Below are 18053 nucleotides of genomic sequence, written 5' to 3'. Positions count from 1 at the left end.
CGCTATAATTTTGGCATAACATTTGAAGTATTTTTAACACAATGAAACATAAAGTAAACTCCAAGTCCCTAAAAAGAAACATTGTTCCAGAAAGCTCTCTAATTAATTAGAGAGTTTTTTTTTCTCCATGTATTTCTCTAAAAGAGAATTGGTTTGGGTGTTAAGTTTCTTTTTGAAAAATGACATACCACCAAAAAGCATTCCTTTTAATCCAATAGCTTGTTTTGCCCATTTATGCAAATCAAAAACATCAGTATGTTTTATAATTAATCCATCTTTAAATATAAAAGTAGCATCAATTTTATTATGTACTTTTTTACCAGTTTTACTAAAATTATAATAGGCTTCCCAATGAGCAGAGCCTCTGTTTTTATCGGTTTTTATATTTGTAAATTCTACTTTAAAACCTTTTCCATTCTGCGATTCGCACAGCATTAACCACATAGATTTTGCGCGTTCTCCTTGTAAAATGCCAAAAGCAGGATCTTCAAAAACAACATCGTCATGGTAACAAGAAGCCATAGTTTTACCATCAGAGTTATTTAAAGCAGTGTAAAATGTTTCAATAAGTTTCTCCATCATTTAAAGTTTTTCCGGTAATTACAAAACCGTTATAAACAAAAATACGTAAGTATTATGCTATTGCTTCATATTCGATAATTGAAAAGGGAATTAATTACTGTGAAAAGTAAAAAACCATTTTACTTATTAAGGTGGTCTTTTAAATTAAAGTAACTAAATCAGTTGGTATATCGTTTAATCTTGTCTATCAATTTTCTTGTATTAGAGTAGACAAATGCATTGGTTTTAGCATAATGAAATGATAAAAAACAAACTAGAGATAAAAAGATAATAGCACCAAGTATAGCTTGCCATGGAAGAAGTGTGTTTCCTATTATTTGATGTAATCCTAGTCCTGTAAAACTTCCATAAATTATAATAAAATGAATCACATAAATGGATAGTGTTTTCTGTCCTATTCTTAAAATTAATGGTTGTTTTATATAGTTTTCAGCTAGGTAGAATATTGAGAACAGAATTAAAACATTACCGAGTCTGGTAAAGAGATAATTATAATATGCAACGTCTTTAAATAATGAAATATCTAGCCAATAATACAGTTTCATAAATAGGTGAGACGACTTAAATATTAAAGCAATGCCTACAATAAAAAAGCCTGTAACAATTGCCATCTTAAATTTAGGTCGTTCCACATAACGATAAAATAAAGTAGAAATAAAGGCTCCAAAAGCAACATACCCAAACCAAGGAATAATGGTAAATACAGAACCATGAGTTTTAGTTAAATAGTTAGAAATAGCAACAGGGATTTGAGGTAATTCTAAATAACGATATAGTGGTTCCGTAGAAAATACAACTAGACCTAGAGTCAACATTAAAATTGAAAATATTAATGTTTTTTTGAAGGTGAGCTTATATATTATAACTATAATAATGAGTGATAAACCTATACATTGTAATACATCTACAATTAGAAAGTAATTACTGAATTTCCCAAAAAGCCATTCAAAAATAGGTACGCGTAATAAATAACCAATGCCAATTAGCATTAAGCCTCGCATTACACCTTTTCGCATACGTTGGTTAATACTTCCATTTTGTTTTGCTCTAATAAGTAGGTAGGAAAATATGAGTCCAGAAATTGTGAAAAATGTTGGAGCAGTAATACCTCTAAAGTATTCCCATGTTTTAAAAGCTAAATGATTTTGGTCTCTATAAGAAGGGTCGAGTAGCGTATCTATAAAATGTCCTTGCAACATCATTAAGATAGCAAATGCTCTCACAGCATCAATAAAATATAGACGGTTTGATTTCAATTAGTTATTGCGTTGAAATGTAAAGATATGATTTAGCGAATTAATAAGTTTTTAGATAATGAGTATTGTAAACACTCACGTCATTTTTCATTAACTAATTTGATCAGCAAATCTATCTTTGTCAGCTTTAGTTTTTTTCCAAGACTTCTCTAACAACATATAAAGTAAATAGCAACTGAGAATACCAAATGGTATCATAAAAAGACTAAGTACAGTGTCATTCATGGTTTCTAAGAATTCAGGATAAAATATATCTAGTATAATTCCAATGGTGAAACTCGCAGCAATGATTCCTGCGTAATAAACTACGACGCCTAATATTGCAAAACCCCATTCACTTTTATCATACTCCTCAGCTAATTTATAAAAATATTTACCTATCCAATATAATAATAGTAGTCCTAACATATTTCTTTATCTAATTGTTAATCTCAGTTTTGGCAATTTAAAAGTCCAATTAAAATTGTATCTGTATTGTAAACATAGTAATAATTCCTAAACTGAATTATTAGTTGTTTCGTTTTTTTTAAGTTTGATTGCAATATAAAATGGATTCTTTTTTAAGAATATATAATTGGCTGATTAATATTTGTTCGTGACAAAGAATATACTTGGGCAATAAGAATTAATAGTCTCTATAAATTATGAAAAAACGAGGTGCAAAAAAAAAGAGATGCACCTCGTTAAATTAAATATTATAAATAAATAGCTAAAAATTACTTTCTTCAGCCATTTTAACAACGCCTACAGTTAGTATTAAATTAGCGAATCGACGTTGTTCACCTGTTTGAATAATTAATGTAGTGGCAGGTTCTCTAATTTTATCATAGAAAGCCCATCGTTCCATTTCATCCCAAGTTACGTCACCTAATAATTTTTTATAGGCATCATGTATTTCTGCATTAGCCTCTGCTGGCTTTTCCATAACAATAGCACCTTGTATTGGACAAACCTCTAAAATACCTTCTAGGACAGTTAATGCATCTAGCAATCCTGGTCTAAAATTTAAATGTACTGTTGTAGAATTAGGACCTGTCATAGCACCAACAGGTAAATTGCCGTCAGCGATTACTACTTGAGCAAAATGACCAGATCGCGCAAGTGCTTCCATAATTGTTGGATGAATTACTGCAGTCTTTAACATAAATATTTTTTTAATTGTTGTAAACAAACACTAAAAAAACAATATCGGTTTTAGTGTTTGTTTACTTTAATGAGTAATTACATGTTATAAACACCTCCATTGATGTCTAAAGTAGCTCCTGTTATGAAACCATCGTATTCTGAAGCCAAATATAAAACGGCTCTAGCAACATCATCAGCATTACCTGCTCTTTGTATTGGTATGCCAGCTGTTGTCTCAGCCGCAGATTCTTTTGTTGTGTGTGTATTATGAAATGACGTCCCAAGAATAAGACCAGGAGAAACAGCATTCACTCTTGTGCCTTGCCCTCCTAATTCTGTAGAAAGTGCTCTTGTAAATGTAAGAATAGCACCTTTACTTGTAGAATAAACTAATGAACCTGGATGACCACCTTTACGTCCTGCAAGCGAAGCTAAATTCACAATACTACTATTCTCATTTTTTGTTAAATATGGCGCTGCAGCTCTAGTAACAAACATCATAGATGTAAGATTGATGTCCATAACTTTATGCCAAAATTCAGTTTCCATCTCGTTAAGCATTTTACGTGCCACAAGAGAACCAGCGTTATTAATTAGTATATCTAATCCACCTAAGGCTTCTACTGTTTTTTCAACTAAAGCATTCGCGTCAACTTCCTTTGTTAGATCACCACTTATAGCAATTGCTTTTTGGTCTTTACTTTTAGCATAATCTACCAATTTATTTGCTGTATCAGCACTCGAGAAATAGTGAATCGCAACATTAGCTCCACTGTCAATAAAGTGTTTAGTTATTGCTTCTCCAATACCTTGGGCTCCTGCAGTAATTAAAACATTTTTTTCGGTAATTTTATTATTATTCATGTATCTAAGAAATTATTAGAGTTGATTGTTGTGTTGTAATTTCGACTAAGTATTACAGTCGTCGTTCCTTGTACTTACAAATATAGCATTTATAATAAAAAATAAGATAAGAGTCTTAACCATAAATTAATTGAAAACAAAGGCCGTAAATTAAAACGGTTTACTAAATTTATAATCTATGGAATTTTTAAACCAATTACTCAAAGATTTTTCGTCCTTAGCTTGGGGTTTACCTTTGCTGATTTTATTAATAGGAGGAGGTTTGTACTTATTAATCCGTTCTCATTTTTTACCATTTAGATATCTTGGTCATGCCATTAATGTACTAAGAGGAAAATATGATGATCCAAATGATCCGGGTCAAATTTCACATTTTCAAGCATTAACAACGGCTTTGTCAGCAACGGTTGGCATGGGGAATATAGCAGGTGTGGCTGTGGCTATTTCGGTAGGAGGACCAGGAGCAGTTTTTTGGATGTGGATTAGTGCTGTAGTTGGTATGTCTACCAAATTTTTCACTTCTACTTTAGCAATTATGTTCAGAGGAAAGGACAATGAAGGTGAAATTCAAGGTGGACCAATGTATTTTATAGTGGAAGGTTTAGGAAAATCTTGGAAACCATTGGCTGTGTTTTTTAGTCTTTGTGGACTTATTGGAGCTTTACCTGTTTTTAATGTAAATCAATTAACTCAGGCTTTAAATGATATTTTATTAATACCGAATGGTGTAGAAGTTGGTTTAGTTTCCAACCTTTATATCGGAATTATTTTAGTAAGTATTACAGCTTTAGTTATTTTAGGAGGTATTAAACGTATAGGTTCTGTAGCGTCTCGATTAGTACCAAGTATGGTGGCTTTATATTTTGTTTTAGTTATTGTTATTTTAGTAGCGCATAGTGATGTATTATTATATTATTTGAAATTAATTTTCACAGATGCTTTTGCTGCCAATTATTACCCAAAAGACGATACCTTTTTAGGAGGTGTTTTGGGCGCATTGATTCTTCATGGAATTAAACGTGGCGCTTTTTCTAATGAAGCCGGAATAGGAACTGCACCAATGGCACATGGAGCCGCGAAAACAGATGAGCCTATTCGAGAGGGTTTAGTTGCCATGCTTGGTCCTGCAATAGATACTTTAATTGTTTGTACACTTACGGCTTTGGCTATTTTGGTGACAGGTGTTTGGGAAACTAGTGATGCTAATGGTGTTAGTCTTACTGCTTCAGCATTTGCAGATGTAATGCCTAATTATGGAAAGTATTTATTGCTAATTTGTATTGCTATTTTTAGTATGAGTTCGTTGTTCTCATATTCATATTATGGAACGAAATGTATGTCATTTTTATTTGGAGCAAAACATAAACATTACTACAATTATTTTTATATTTTTAGTATTCTTATTGGTGCAACAACCAGCTTAAAAATGATGATAAACCTTATTGATGGTGTGTTCGCTTTAATGGCTATACCTACAATGTTGGCAACTATTATTCTAGCTCCAAAAGTAATTAAGGAATTGGAAAATTATATTAAACGGTTAAAAGAGGAATGATAATAAGATGATACTCTTTGCTACTTATTTATAGAAGCTTTAAATTGTTGAGGCGTCATCATTTCCATTTTTTTGAATTGCCTATTGAAGTAACTCGTGTTATTAAATCCAGATTGAAAAGCAATTTCAGACATTCTTAAATTTTTAGATTCTTTAATTAGCTTTTTAGAAAACTTAATTTTTTCCGAATTTATATAATCTATAGGCGAGATGCCTAACGTGTTTTTAAATTGCTTATGAAAGTGAGATGTGCTCATGTAGGCTTTCTTTGCTAACTGATCTACAGAAATATCTTTATTTGTTAAGTTATCTTTTATAAACTTAATGACAGCGCCAATTCTTGTGTCCGTGAAAATATGAGTGTCATTAATTATTAATGATTTTGCTTTAGTTTGAAGTAATCGCACAATCAATTCCTGTATCATTAAATCTAATAAAACATCTTTAGATTTATTACTGTTAGTAAATGTATAGGTGAGTCTTTCTATTAAATGATTAACATCTACATTATTTATGAGGTGAGATGTGGTTTTTTCTAAATCCCAAGTATTGTTTTCGTTTTCAATAGCAACATTGTGATTAAATTTTTCAACCACTTCTTCAATTTTAAAAGCATCAATACCTAAAGCTAAGCATTGCGTTGGTTTATCTATTGTTGCTACAGGGAAATCAATAATCATTTCCTTATTAGTTGGCATTACTACGGATTCTCCTGGATTAAAATCAAAAGCATCAAATCCATCAAGATGCATTATTTTCTTGCCAGTTAGCATACTGGCAATAATCGGAAAATCGAAAGTTAAAGATACTTTTTCTGCAAAGGCATGAGTTTCATAAATATTAAGCTCGGCATATTCAGCATTATAAGTCGTTCTGTTTTCTACTAAAGTAGTCAGTTTTCTTTGGCTTTTATGTCGAGTTAATAAGTTGCTCATTCTCAATATTACAAAAAAATAGTCTTAAAAATTGTTAATAATAGATATGTTCAAAGGTATAATAAATACGTTCAATTTAATTCGAATATGATAAAATAACTTTAACAAAATTAATAAATAGTCAATTTTTTGGCTATAAAGATTAGAAACTAATAAATAAACAACAACAGGTATGAGTTATTCTAAACCAAAATTTAAAGAGAAGTATTCCAATTTTATCAATGGAAAATTTGTGCCACCAGTAGGTGGAGATTATTTTGATAACACGTCTCCTGTAGACGGAACATTAATTGCTAAATATCCTAGGTCACAAAAGGAAGATGTAGAAAATGCAGTTGACGCAGCTAATGCAGCTAAAGATGCTTGGGGAAATACTTCAGCCACGGAGCGTGCAACAATGTTAAATAAAGTAGCAGACATTATAGAAGAAAATTTAGAAGAATTTGCGTTAGTAGAAACTTGTGATAACGGAAAGCCAATTAGAGAAACGTTGAATGCAGATATTCCATTAGCAGTTGATCATTGGCGCTATTTTGCAGCATGTATAAGAGCAGAAGAAGGCAGTGCTACAGAGCTAGATCAAAATACGTTGTCTATGAATATTAAAGAGCCACTTGGTGTAATAGGTCAAATTATTCCATGGAATTTTCCTTTGTTAATGCTGTCATGGAAATTACCACCAGCTTTAGCAACAGGTAATTGTGTGGTGTTAAAACCAGCAGAGCAAACACCATCTACAGCTACTTTATTAATGGAAAAAATAGCAGATGTATTTCCTCCTGGAGTTATAAATATTGTGCATGGCTTTGGTCCAGAGGCAGGGAAACCATTGGCATCTAGTTCTAAGGTTGACAAGGTGGCTTTTACTGGTGAGACTACAACAGGTCAATTAATAATGCAATACGCTTCAAAAAATTTAAATCCAGTAACGATGGAATTAGGTGGGAAGTCTCCAAATGTTTTCTTTAATAGTGTAATGGATGAAGATGATGCGTATTTAGATAAAGCTATTGAGGGCGCAGTGCTATTTGCTTTTAATCAAGGTGAGGTTTGTACGTGTCCGTCTAGAATATTAGTGCAAGAGGATATTTATGATGCATTTATGGAGCGCGTTATTGCTAGGACAGAAGCTATTGTACAAAATAGTCCTTATGATACTAGTTGCATGGTAGGTGCACAAGCTTCTAATGATCAATACGAGAAAATCCAATCATATTTTAAAATAGGAAAAGAGGAAGGTGCTAAAGTTTTAACTGGTGGTGAAGCTAATAAACTAGAAGGTGATTTAGCAGGTGGTTTTTACATTAAGCCCACATTATTAGAAGGACATAATAAGATGAGAGTGTTTCAAGAAGAAATCTTTGGACCAGTAGCATGTGTTACTAAGTTTAAAGATGAAACCGAAGCTATTGAGATAGCAAACGATACTTTATATGGTCTTGGAGCTGGTGTTTGGACGAGAGATGCACACCAATTATATCAAATACCTAGAGCTATAAAAGCAGGTCGTGTTTGGGTGAATTGTTATCATGCTTATCCTGCTCATGCACCATTTGGTGGTTATAAAAAATCTGGTTTTGGAAGAGAGAATCATTTAATGATGATGAATCATTACAGACAAACAAAGAATATGTTAATTTCATATGACAAGAATAAATTAGGATTCTTTTAGAGTTAAATTAATTAATAGCTGTTAAAGGTTGGGTTAGTTAAATGACTCAACCTTTTTTAATATAATAAGAATATGAAAAGAGTAGAAATAACGGAAAAAGCGGCAGAAATTGTTAAGCAACTAAAAGCTAAGCATGGTGATTTAATTTTTCATCAAAGTGGAGGTTGTTGCGATGGTTCTGCACCTATGATTTTTGAAAAAGGAGATATGTATTTAGATGAGAGCGATATTCATTTAGGTGTTGTTGAAGGTGTTAATTTTTATATGAATCAAGATCAGTTTGAATACTGGAAACATACACATTTAACCGTTGATATTACCGAAGGAAGAGGCGCAAGTTTTTCTTTAGAAATTCCATTAGGTCTTCGGTTTTTAATTCATTCTAGATTGTTAACTAAAGAGGAAGAAGTATTTTTTAACAAATAGTATACCTGAAATGAATTAAGTAAATATTCAGATTTTATAAATTAAGCTCTAAAAATTAGTGTTATTCGCTGTTTTGGAGCTTTTTTTATGTGAAACCACTACTTTTTTAACATTTGATTTTGAATTATATCGCTAATTTGATATATTTATGCTAAATAGATATATATGAATATTGATAGTTGTCCAAATTGCAGTTCTAGTCATTATATAAAAAGCGGAATCGTCAGTGGTAGGCAACGTTATAAGTGTAAAAAATGTAATTATTTTTTTTCTGTAAATAAAATAGGAAAGCAAATTGATGATTATTATGTTAACAAATCGCTTCAGTTGTATTTAGAAGGCTTAACATATAGAGAGATTGAGCGTATACTAGGTGTTTCTCATGTGAGTATTATGAATTGGGTTAAAAAGTATAACATAAAACGACCTTATAATTCTAACTACCATCCAACTTACAAAATACTAAACGCTACAGAGCTTGGGCTTTACTTTAGTGATGCTGCAAATATTAAAGGAGCAGGTGTTGTTGTTACAGAACTAGGTGATAAGTTTATGTTGATTAAATGGGAGCGTTTTAAAGATTAGTATAGTAAATTAACAAAAAAATATATTAAGTTTATTTTAACTGATTGTTTTATAGAATTTAGTGGTGCATACAAAACCAATTTAATAACTAACTAATTTTTTAAACAATGAGAAAACTACACTTATTATTGATTGGACTCTTATTAGTGTCCATTCAATTATTAAAGGCTCAAGGCTCTCCAGACTACACTGGTGGACTTAAGTTTAAATTTAACGAAGATGGCTCTAAATATCTTCGTCTTATTTCTTGGGCACAGGTTCAGGCTAATTACAATACCGATGATTCATTCGATTCTAACGGAAATAAAAACAGTAAATTAAACTTCAATTTACGTCGTGCAAGAGTTTTAATGTTTGCACAAATCAACAAGAACTTTTTAATTTTAACACATTTTGGGTTAAATAGCTTAACAAGTACAACGTTAAGTCCTACAGGTAAAGGAGATGGCTCTCAGCTCTTTTTTCACGATGTTTGGGCACAGTACAATTTGGGTAAAGATCACACTATTGGTGGAGGTTTACATTATTTTAATGGTATCTCAAGGCTAAACAATCAAAGTACCTTAAACATGATGACCTTAGATAATAACCGTCAATCTTGGGCAACAATAGGTTTGTCTGATCAGTTTGCGCGTCATTTAGGTGTCTTCTTAAAAGGTAAATTTGATAAACTACAATATCGTTTAGCAATAAACGATGCTTCTTCTTCTTCTTTAGATTCTAGAACTGCGGTTGCTGGTGGAGATGCTGTTTATAATGGTCGTTTAAATCTTGGGTCTAAAGACGCAGGTAAAACGTACGCTGGTTATTTTGATTATCATTTCCTTGATCAAGAGTCTAACTTTTTACCTTATAAAGTTGGTACGTATTTAGGTGGAAAAAAAGTCTTTAATGTTGGTGCAGGTTTTTTTATGCACCCTAAAGGTTCTGTTGTAGATACAGGTTCTGCTTTAACACCTAATTTAGAAGGTGAAGATGTATCCATTTTTGCAGTAGATGCTTTTTATGATTCACCAATAGGAGAGAATGGAAGTGCAATAACAGCATACGCAGTATATCAAAATAGTGATTACGGAAAGAACTATCTCTACAGTGCTTACGGAACAGGAAGTATGATATATGGTCATGTTGGTTATGTTTTTAATGGAGATGCTGCCAAAACGAGGTACCAGCCTTACGTAAGTTATGGTACACATAGCTATGATGCTGTAAGTGATGATCGATCAACACTAGGAATAGGAGTAAATGCTTATATGAGTGGGCACAATTCAAAATTAACTTTAGAATATAAAAATCAACAGTTTGGTGCTTTAGACGCAAATACTATTTCGCTTCAAGCAATGATTTATCTATAAAAACTAAAAACTATGAGTGAAAAACAAAAAAACGCAACAGCGTACTGGAAAGAAAATATAAAGTACTTAGCGATTCTACTGACTATATGGTTTGTGGTTTCATTTGGGTGTGGCATATTATTTAGAGAAGCATTAAATGAATTTAAACTTGGTGGTTTTAAACTGGGTTTTTGGTTTGCACAACAAGGATCAATATATGTATTTGTGATTCTGATTTTCGTGTATGTTAGATTAATGAACAAACTAGATAAAAAATACGGTTACGACGAGTAATCCTTAACTAAACTAAAAATATATAAATTATGAGTGTACAAACGTGGACTTGGTTATTAGTAGGGGTTACATTTGCCCTATATTTCGGAATAGCAATTTGGGCTAGAGCTGGCTCAACTAAAGAATTTTATGTTGCAGGAGGAGGTGTTTCTCCTTTAGCTAATGGTATGGCAACTGCAGCCGATTGGATGAGTGCGGCTTCCTTTATTAGTATGGCAGGTATTATTTCCTTCGCAGGTTATGATGGTTCTGTTTATTTGATGGGTTGGACAGGTGGATATGTGCTCTTAGCATTGCTCTTGGCACCTTATTTACGGAAGTTTGGGAAATTCACAGTTCCTGATTTTATTGGTGATAGATATTACTCAAACACAGCAAGAACAGTTGCTGTAATTTGTGCCTTAATTGTATCATTTACTTATGTAGCTGGTCAAATGAGAGGTGTAGGAATTGTATTTTCTCAATTTTTACAGGTTGATATTAATATTGGTGTAGTTATAGGAATGACAGTGGTTTTAACCTTCGCGTTATTAGGAGGTATGAAAGGAATAACATATACACAAGTGGCACAATACTGTGTTTTAATCTTTGCTTTTATGGTACCTGCATTTTTTATCTCTATGCAAATGACAGGGAACATTATTCCTCAAATAGGAATGGGAGGAACTGTTGAAGGTGGAGAATTTCTGCTCGATAAGTTAGATAAGCTTCATACAGAATTAGGATTCAATGAATATACAAGCGGAACAAAATCTACTTGGGATGTTTTTGCAATTACTTTAGCATTAATGACAGGAACCGCTGGGTTACCTCACGTAATTGTGCGTTTCTTTACAGTACCCAAAGTAAAAGATGCACGTAAATCTGCAGGCTATGCTTTGTTTTTAATCGCAATTTTGTATACTACAGCACCTGCAATTGCAGTGTTCTCAAGAACAAACTTAATTGAAACTGTTAGTAATCAGCAATATTCTGAAATTCCGGTTTGGTTTAAAAATTGGGAGAATACAGGTTTAATTGCTTGGTCTGATAAAAATGGAGATGGAAAAATACAGTATGTGGCAGGTAATGCTTTAGATGGTAAAAAGCCGGTATATACAGATGCTAGAGGAGCTAATGGTGAACGTATGATTTCTAATGCAAGTGCTGCTAAAAATGAATTGTATGTAGATAGAGATATCATGGTATTGGCAAATCCTGAGATTGCTAATTTACCAAATTGGGTTATTGCTTTAGTGGCAGCAGGTGGTTTAGCAGCAGCTTTATCTACAGCAGCAGGTTTACTTTTAGTAATCTCAACTTCAATTTCTCACGATTTAATTAAGAAACAATTAAAGCCAGACATCTCAGATAAAAATGAGTTAACTGCAGCAAGAATTTCAATTTTTGTAGCAATTTTAATTGCAGGATACTTTGGTATTAATCCACCAGGATTTGTCGCCGCAGTCGTCGCCTTGGCATTTGGTCTCGCGGCCGCCTCATTCTTTCCTGCTATTATTCTCGGAATTTTTGATAAGCGTATGAACAGTCAAGGTGCTATTTCAGGAATGGTTGTAGGTATTGTATTAATGTTATTCTATATGATGAAATTTAAACTAGACATGTTTGGAGGAGGTACAAAAGAAGATTGGTGGTTTGGTACTTCACCAGAAGGATTTGGAACCATTGCAATGTGTGTAAATATTGTAATTTCAATGGTTGTTTCGAGATTAACACCAGCGCCTCCACAGAATGTTCAAGACATGGTAGAGAGTATAAGAATACCTTCAGGAGCAGGTGAAGCTTCAGACCATTAAATTCTTGTTCTTATTAAAATAATTAGAACATAATTTTAATTTTGTTAGTTAGAAAATCAGCATTGCATTTATGTAGTGCTGATTTCTTATATTAGGAGAATAATCTTAATTTTATAAATATTGTCTGGTTAAGTACAGTTGAAACTGCTTTGAGCTATTAGTATCACATGAAAAAACGTCACGAACAAAAGTTAGTAGTCTTGTCTATAGCCTTGTTTTTAATTTTTAATATTCCTTTTGTATTAATTTTTAATAATGAAGGTGCCATTTTTGGTGTTCCAACCTTGTACGTTTCAATATTTTCTATCTGGTTTTTGTCCATCATAATTTCATACATCGTTTTAAAACGTCACTATGAATAATTATACATTAATAGTTGTCATAGTAATCTATTTAGCGGTGTTATTTTTCTTAGCATTTGTTGCAGAGAAAAAACGACAAAGTAAGTGGGTAAATAACCCATATGTATACACATTATCATTAGCGGTTTATTGTTCTGCTTGGACGTATTATGGAAGTGTTGGGATTGCTGCAAATTCTGGTATTAACTTTCTACCCATTTATTTGGGACCAGTGATAGCCGCGCCTTTGTGGATTGTAGTATTACGGAAAATTATAAGAATTTCTAAGCAGCATAAAATTTCTTCTATAGCGGATTTTATTTCCTTACGCTACGGAAATAATAGATTTTTGGGAGCTTTAGTTACAATTGTGTGTTTGTTCGGAACATTGCCATACATTTCTCTACAACTAAAAGCAGTCTCAGAAACTTTTGAGATCATGTCAGATGATACAAGTTATATTTCTACTGCTGTAATTGATGATTCTACCTTTTACGTTGCGTTATTGCTAGCTATTTTTGCAACCTTTTTTGGAACTCAAAATACAGATGCTTCCGAAAAACATAAAGGTATTATTGCTACTGTGGCTTTTGAATCAGTTTTAAAACTAGTATTCTTTTTAGCAATAGGAGTTTATGTCACGTTTTATTTATTCGATGGCACAACAGATATTTATAATAAAATTTCAATTACTGAAAACTTTAAAGAACTCACAACGCTAGGTGGAGTAGAAGACGGTTTTAATTGGTTTTTTATGATTGCTTTATCTTTTATGGCTATTTTTTTACTACCAAGACAATTTCAAGTTTCGGTTTTAGAAAACAATAGAGAAAAGCATTTAAAAAAAGCTATTTGGTTGTTTCCATTGTATTTGCTGTTATTTAATCTGTTTGTTATTTTTATAGCTTGGGCCGGAAAGCTCACTTTTGGTTCAACTCAGAATGCAGAATATTATACGCTATTATTGCCATTAGAAAATGGTAATTCTTTTTTAGCCACACTAGTTTTTCTTGGTGGTTTTTCAGCTGTAATATCAATGGTAATTGTGTCCACATTAGCATTATCTACAATGGTTAGTAATAACCTTATTATTCCATATGGTTTTCTAGATAAATTCATTAAAAACCAACCAGAACGAAATTCAAAATATATAAAAAATATTCGTCGTATTTCCATTTTTACCATTATAATTTCAGCGTATTTTTTCTATGTTTCGTTTTCAAAAGAACTATCGCTGTATTCAATAGGGTTAATTTCATTTGTTATTATAGCGCAACTAGCACCTTCATTTTTTGTTGGTTTATACTGGAATCGTGGTTCTTCAAGAGCTGCAATTATTGGGATTATAGTAGGCTTTCTAATAGCAGTCTATACATTAGTTTTACCATTTACATTGCAAGCCTATACAGGAACAGACGATTTTACCCAATATGGTTTATTAGGAATTTCGGCTTTAAAGCCTCACGCGCTATTTGGTATCGATTTTTTAAGTCCTCCAGCACATGCATTTTTCTGGAGTATAAGCTTTAATGTTATGTCTTATTTAGTGTTTTCATTAATTTCTAAAGGAAATTATAGAGAGCGTAATTATGCTGAAATGTTTGTAGATAGTAAAAACTTTTCAACCCTTCAAGACAGTGCCTTGGTTTGGAAAGGTGAAGCTTTTGTATCTGATATTAAAAGTGTACTTGTTCGTTTTTTAGGCGAAAAAAGAGCTACTCGTGCACTAACAATATTTTTTACTAAATATAAGTTACCACAAGACACGCAATTAGCTGATGCCAGATTAATTAATTTTTCTGAAAAACTATTAACCGGAAATATAGGTTCTGCTTCAGCAAAAATATTAATTGCTAGTGTTGTAAAAGAAGAACAAATTAGTTTGGTTGAAGTGCTGAAGATTTTAGAAGAATCTAAAGAAAACATTGTCAGTAATAAAGTTCTTCTAGAAAAGTCAAATGAGTTGTCTCAATTGTCTTCAAAACTAAAAGATGCTAATGAAGAATTAATTAGCAAAGACCGACAAAAAGACGAGTTTTTAGATACTGTTGCGCACGAACTTAAAACACCAATAACAGGAATACGTGCTGCTACAGAACTGTTAATGGATGAAGATGATGATATGCCAAAGGAAACTAAGGCGCAATTCTTAAAGAACATCCTTCAAGATTCTGATCGTTTAGGACGATTAATTCATAATATTTTAGATTTTGAAAAACTAGAAACGGGTCGTTTGCATTTAGATTTGCAATACAGAGATATTCAAGAAACGATAGCTAAAGCGATTTCTAGTATCTCCCAAATAGCAGCTAAAAAGGAGGTGAAAATCATAAATAAGAATACACATTGTTTTAGTACTAATTATGATGAAGACCGTATTCTTCAAGTATTGACCAATTTACTGTCTAATGCTATTAAGTTTTGTAGTCCTAAAACTGGAGAAATTATAGTAGATTATAAATTAGGAAATGAAAAGATTGAAATCTCTGTAACAGACAATGGTAAAGGGATTCCTGAAGAGGATTACGAATTTATTTTCGATAAATTTTACCAGTCTAAAGACCAAAATACTAGAAAACCACAAGGTAGCGGATTGGGATTAGCAATAACAAAACAAATAGTAGAAAAACATAAAGGAAAAATTTGGGCAATAAAAGACGTTAAAAATGGCGCAACGCTTGTTTTTACGATACCTTTTAAGTAAATTGTTCACAGAAAGTATGAAGAAGAAGATTTTAATTGTTGACGATGAACCAAATATTGTGATGTCGTTAGAATATACCTTCAAAAAACAAGATTTTGAAGTGTTTATTGCAAGAGATGGAAGTGAGGCTTTAGAGATATTAAAACATCATATTCCTAACGTAGTTTTGTTAGATATTATGATGCCCAATGTAGATGGTTATCAGACATTAACACATATTAAAAATACAGACAGTTTAAAAAATACCAAAGTTGTTTTTTTAACTGCTAAAAATAAAGCTTCAGATATTGAAAAAGGTTTAAAACTTGGAGCAGATAAATATTTAACAAAACCTTTTTCGGTAAAAAAAATAGTTTCAGAAATACTGGAACTCGTGACTTAGAAATAGTCTTTTAAGTCTTTTAATAAATTGGTTTTGTATGCAAACAAACTAAGTTTAATTAAAAGTTTAAAGACATGAAATTTCGTATAAACCCTTTAGCGTCAGATATTATAATTAGTATCTATGTTGTAGCTACGCTATATTTAAGATTTAAATTCGAAAATATTTCAGACGTAACTCCTATACTATCTATAGTAATGGGTGTTTGTTTTGTAGTGATAATTTGGGCGTTAGTAAAGCTCAAAGTGCTTAACCCTAATTGGTTTGGCTTGCTTAATTCTAATAAAGCATAGTCATGGAATACCAAAATTTTTATATTGATAGTATTGATAATCCTGAGCAATTTTGGAGCAACCACACCAATCAATTAGAATGGTTTAAAGCACCAAAACAAATAATGTCCAAGGATAAATTCAACTACAATCAGTGGTTTGCAGATGGGCAACTTAACTTAAGTTATTTGTGCATAGATAAGCACATAAATGATGGGTTTGGAGAACAGAATGCAATTATATATGATTCTCCAGTTACCAATACAAAACAACATATTACATTTAATCACTTACATCATGAAGTGTCAAAACTAGCTGGTGGATTACAAGATTTAGGACTAAAAAAAGGAGATACTTGTATCGTTTATATGCCAATGATTCCGCAGGCATTATATGCTATGCTCGCTTGTGCAAGAATAGGTGTTATACATTCTGTTGTTTTTGGCGGTTTTGCACCACATGAGTTGGCAATACGTATTGACGATTGCAAACCCAAAGCGATTATTACGGCATCTAACGGAATTGAAATAGAACGTATTATTCCGTACAAACCATTTGTAGATGAGGCTATTATTAAAGCAAAAAACAAACCAGAACATGTTATTGTTTTTGATAGGGAATTAGGGGTTGAAATTCCGCAGAAAAGCTACGATGTAGATTATACTACTTTGGTTGAAAAATCACGATCAATTGAGGCTTTATCAATAGAGTCAACGCACCCTTCTTATATTTTGTATACATCTGGAACTACAGGAACACCAAAAGGAATAATTAGAGATACAGGAGGATATGCAACAGCTTTAAAATTCTCTATGAAATATATTTATGGTGTAGATGAAGGCGATGTCTTTTGGGCAGCAAGTGATGTTGGTTGGGTTGTAGGACATAGCTATATTGCCTATGGCCCCTTATTAAATAGAAATACAACTATTTTGTTTGAAGGCAAGCCAATAAGAACGCCAGATGCATCTACATTTTGGAGGGTAATTAGCGAGCATAATGTAAAGGTGATGTTTACTGCGCCAACTGCAATTAGAGCCATTAAAAAAGAAGACCCAATAGGCCATATGATTAAGCGTTTTGATTTGTCTTGTTTAAAATATCAATTTCTTGCGGGAGAACGTTGTGATGTTGCAACTTTAAATTGGACAGAAGAAAAACTAAACGTACCAGTAATAGACCATTGGTGGCAAACCGAAAGTGGTTGGCCAATGTTAGCCAATATGGTTGGCGTAGGATTGCAAGCTGTAAAACCAGGTTCTGCAGGTTTTCCTGTTTGTGGCTATGATATTCAAATTTTAAATGAAGAAGGTGAGATTGTTGAAGATAATGTAGAAGGTTATGTTGCTGTAAGACTACCATTACCACCAGGTACTTTAAGTAATCTTTGGGGAAATCCAGAGCGTTTTAAATCTGGGTATTTAAATCGTTTTCCTGGTTACTATTTTTCAGGAGATGGTGGCTACAAAGATGAAGATGGTTACGTTTTTATTACAGGTCGTGTAGACGATATTATAAACGTAGCAGGTCACAGACTTTCTACAGCGGAAATGGAAGAGATTGTTGCTTCCCATAAAGCCGTTGCAGAATGTGCAGTATTTGGAGTGCATTGCGAAATAAAAGGACAAAAGCCTTTAGGTTTGGTTGTTTTAAAGTCTTATGAAACTTCAGATAATCAAACCATTCAAAAAGAAATTATACAAGATGTTCGTAAAGAAATTGGAGCAGTAGCTTCCTTTAGAGATGTCCTAGTTGTTAATCGATTACCGAAGACAAGAAGTGGAAAAATTCTTCGTAAATTGTTAAGGAATATTGCAGATGAACAACAGTATAATGTGCCATCAACCATTGATGATGTAAATATAATTGACGAAATAAAAACTATATATCAAGCCCATAACATTGGGATTCATAAATAACTAAAAAAATT

General features: G+C 32.4%; 17 protein-coding genes. 11 read left to right on the top strand and 6 right to left on the bottom strand.

Translation table 11 applies throughout. The annotated features are described in order from the left end of the window. Positions 1–102: 102 nt before the first annotated feature. The 5 genes from Q0807_RS15790 to Q0807_RS15770 form a co-directional block, all read right to left on the bottom strand. Entirely contained in the window at positions 103–582 is a 480-nt protein-coding gene (locus Q0807_RS15790) for a nuclear transport factor 2 family protein (RefSeq protein WP_299111531.1), read from the bottom strand. 158 nt (positions 583–740) lie between these two features. Next, entirely contained in the window at positions 741–1838 is a 1098-nt protein-coding gene (locus Q0807_RS15785) for a heparan-alpha-glucosaminide N-acetyltransferase domain-containing protein (protein ID WP_299111529.1), read from the bottom strand. A gap of 90 nt (positions 1839–1928) precedes the next feature. Then, positions 1929–2246, bottom strand: coding sequence for a hypothetical protein (locus Q0807_RS15780; protein ID WP_299111526.1), 318 nt, complete (start codon positions 2244–2246; stop codon positions 1929–1931). 301 nt (positions 2247–2547) lie between these two features. After that, positions 2548–2982, bottom strand: coding sequence for an RbsD/FucU family protein (locus Q0807_RS15775; protein ID WP_299111523.1), 435 nt, complete (start codon positions 2980–2982; stop codon positions 2548–2550). 77 nt (positions 2983–3059) lie between these two features. Beyond that, a complete protein-coding gene (locus Q0807_RS15770; RefSeq protein WP_299111520.1) occupies positions 3060–3827 on the bottom strand; it encodes an SDR family NAD(P)-dependent oxidoreductase in 768 nt (255 codons plus the stop codon). Positions 3828–4005: 178 nt separating this feature from the next. Between Q0807_RS15770 and Q0807_RS15765 the strand changes: the two genes are divergently transcribed. Further along, positions 4006–5382 (top strand): sodium:alanine symporter family protein, encoded by a 1377-nt coding sequence (locus tag Q0807_RS15765; RefSeq protein ID WP_299111517.1) that lies wholly within the window; start codon positions 4006–4008, stop codon positions 5380–5382. A gap of 20 nt (positions 5383–5402) precedes the next feature. On the opposite strand, the gene Q0807_RS15760 is transcribed toward Q0807_RS15765, so the two are convergent. Then, positions 5403–6317 (bottom strand): AraC family transcriptional regulator, encoded by a 915-nt coding sequence (locus Q0807_RS15760; protein ID WP_299111514.1) that lies wholly within the window; start codon positions 6315–6317, stop codon positions 5403–5405. 172 nt (positions 6318–6489) lie between these two features. Between Q0807_RS15760 and Q0807_RS15755 the strand changes: the two genes are divergently transcribed. The 10 genes from Q0807_RS15755 to Q0807_RS15710 all read left to right on the top strand — a co-directional run bounded on the left by Q0807_RS15755 (position 6490) and on the right by Q0807_RS15710 (position 18042). After that, positions 6490–7989 carry an aldehyde dehydrogenase family protein gene (locus Q0807_RS15755; protein ID WP_299111512.1) on the top strand — a complete coding sequence of 500 codons (1500 nt, stop codon included), beginning with the start codon at positions 6490–6492 and terminating at the stop codon, positions 7987–7989. A gap of 72 nt (positions 7990–8061) precedes the next feature. Further along, the gene (locus Q0807_RS15750; RefSeq protein WP_299111509.1) at positions 8062–8415 is read left to right on the top strand and encodes a DUF779 domain-containing protein; all 354 of its coding nucleotides are present in this window, start codon (positions 8062–8064) and stop codon (positions 8413–8415) included. A 165-nt stretch (positions 8416–8580) separates the two neighbouring features. After that, a complete protein-coding gene (locus Q0807_RS15745; RefSeq protein WP_299111505.1) occupies positions 8581–9000 on the top strand; it encodes a helix-turn-helix domain-containing protein in 420 nt (139 codons plus the stop codon). Positions 9001–9107: 107 nt separating this feature from the next. After that, entirely contained in the window at positions 9108–10355 is a 1248-nt protein-coding gene (locus tag Q0807_RS15740; RefSeq protein ID WP_299111503.1) for a hypothetical protein, read from the top strand. 12 nt (positions 10356–10367) lie between these two features. Further along, positions 10368–10628: a DUF4212 domain-containing protein gene (locus Q0807_RS15735; protein WP_299111500.1), complete on the top strand. Its 261-nt coding sequence runs from the start codon at positions 10368–10370 to the stop codon at positions 10626–10628. A gap of 29 nt (positions 10629–10657) precedes the next feature. After that, positions 10658–12424, top strand: a complete 1767-nt coding sequence (locus Q0807_RS15730; protein WP_299111496.1) for a sodium:solute symporter family protein — start codon at positions 10658–10660, stop codon at positions 12422–12424. Between the two features lie 354 nt (positions 12425–12778). Beyond that, positions 12779–15469 (top strand): sensor histidine kinase, encoded by a 2691-nt coding sequence (locus tag Q0807_RS15725; protein WP_299111492.1) that lies wholly within the window; start codon positions 12779–12781, stop codon positions 15467–15469. Positions 15470–15485: 16 nt separating this feature from the next. After that, complete coding sequence (locus Q0807_RS15720) at positions 15486–15851, top strand: response regulator transcription factor (protein ID WP_299111489.1); 366 nt, start codon at positions 15486–15488, stop codon at positions 15849–15851. Positions 15852–15925: 74 nt separating this feature from the next. Then, positions 15926–16144, top strand: a complete 219-nt coding sequence (locus Q0807_RS15715) for a hypothetical protein (RefSeq protein WP_299111487.1) — start codon at positions 15926–15928, stop codon at positions 16142–16144. Positions 16145–16146: 2 nt separating this feature from the next. Then, positions 16147–18042 (top strand): acetate--CoA ligase, encoded by a 1896-nt coding sequence (locus tag Q0807_RS15710; RefSeq protein WP_299111485.1) that lies wholly within the window; start codon positions 16147–16149, stop codon positions 18040–18042. Positions 18043–18053 lie beyond the last annotated feature (11 nt).

This window comes from uncultured Winogradskyella sp. (genome assembly GCF_947495255.1).
Taxonomy (GTDB): Bacteria; Bacteroidota; Bacteroidia; order Flavobacteriales; family Flavobacteriaceae; genus Winogradskyella.
This window is presented reverse-complemented; position numbering and strand designations above follow the sequence as displayed.

What these genes read in the sequence shown, in the direction of transcription:
- Q0807_RS15790 (WP_299111531.1), bottom strand. Translation starts at nt 582, where the DNA reads ATGATGGAGAAACTTATTGAAACATTTTACACTGCTTTAAATAACTCT.
- Q0807_RS15780 (WP_299111526.1), bottom strand. Translation starts at nt 2,246, where the DNA reads ATGTTAGGACTACTATTATTATATTGGATAGGTAAATATTTTTATAAA.
- Q0807_RS15775 (WP_299111523.1), bottom strand. Translation starts at nt 2,982, where the DNA reads ATGTTAAAGACTGCAGTAATTCATCCAACAATTATGGAAGCACTTGCG.
- Q0807_RS15770 (WP_299111520.1), bottom strand. Translation starts at nt 3,827, where the DNA reads ATGAATAATAATAAAATTACCGAAAAAAATGTTTTAATTACTGCAGGA.
- Q0807_RS15765 (WP_299111517.1), top strand. Translation starts at nt 4,006, where the DNA reads ATGGAATTTTTAAACCAATTACTCAAAGATTTTTCGTCCTTAGCTTGG.
- Q0807_RS15760 (WP_299111514.1), bottom strand. Translation starts at nt 6,317, where the DNA reads ATGAGCAACTTATTAACTCGACATAAAAGCCAAAGAAAACTGACTACT.
- Q0807_RS15755 (WP_299111512.1), top strand. Translation starts at nt 6,490, where the DNA reads ATGAGTTATTCTAAACCAAAATTTAAAGAGAAGTATTCCAATTTTATC.
- Q0807_RS15750 (WP_299111509.1), top strand. Translation starts at nt 8,062, where the DNA reads ATGAAAAGAGTAGAAATAACGGAAAAAGCGGCAGAAATTGTTAAGCAA.
- Q0807_RS15745 (WP_299111505.1), top strand. Translation starts at nt 8,581, where the DNA reads ATGAATATTGATAGTTGTCCAAATTGCAGTTCTAGTCATTATATAAAA.
- Q0807_RS15740 (WP_299111503.1), top strand. Translation starts at nt 9,108, where the DNA reads ATGAGAAAACTACACTTATTATTGATTGGACTCTTATTAGTGTCCATT.
- Q0807_RS15735 (WP_299111500.1), top strand. Translation starts at nt 10,368, where the DNA reads ATGAGTGAAAAACAAAAAAACGCAACAGCGTACTGGAAAGAAAATATA.
- Q0807_RS15730 (WP_299111496.1), top strand. Translation starts at nt 10,658, where the DNA reads ATGAGTGTACAAACGTGGACTTGGTTATTAGTAGGGGTTACATTTGCC.
- Q0807_RS15725 (WP_299111492.1), top strand. Translation starts at nt 12,779, where the DNA reads ATGAATAATTATACATTAATAGTTGTCATAGTAATCTATTTAGCGGTG.
- Q0807_RS15720 (WP_299111489.1), top strand. Translation starts at nt 15,486, where the DNA reads ATGAAGAAGAAGATTTTAATTGTTGACGATGAACCAAATATTGTGATG.
- Q0807_RS15715 (WP_299111487.1), top strand. Translation starts at nt 15,926, where the DNA reads ATGAAATTTCGTATAAACCCTTTAGCGTCAGATATTATAATTAGTATC.
- Q0807_RS15710 (WP_299111485.1), top strand. Translation starts at nt 16,147, where the DNA reads ATGGAATACCAAAATTTTTATATTGATAGTATTGATAATCCTGAGCAA.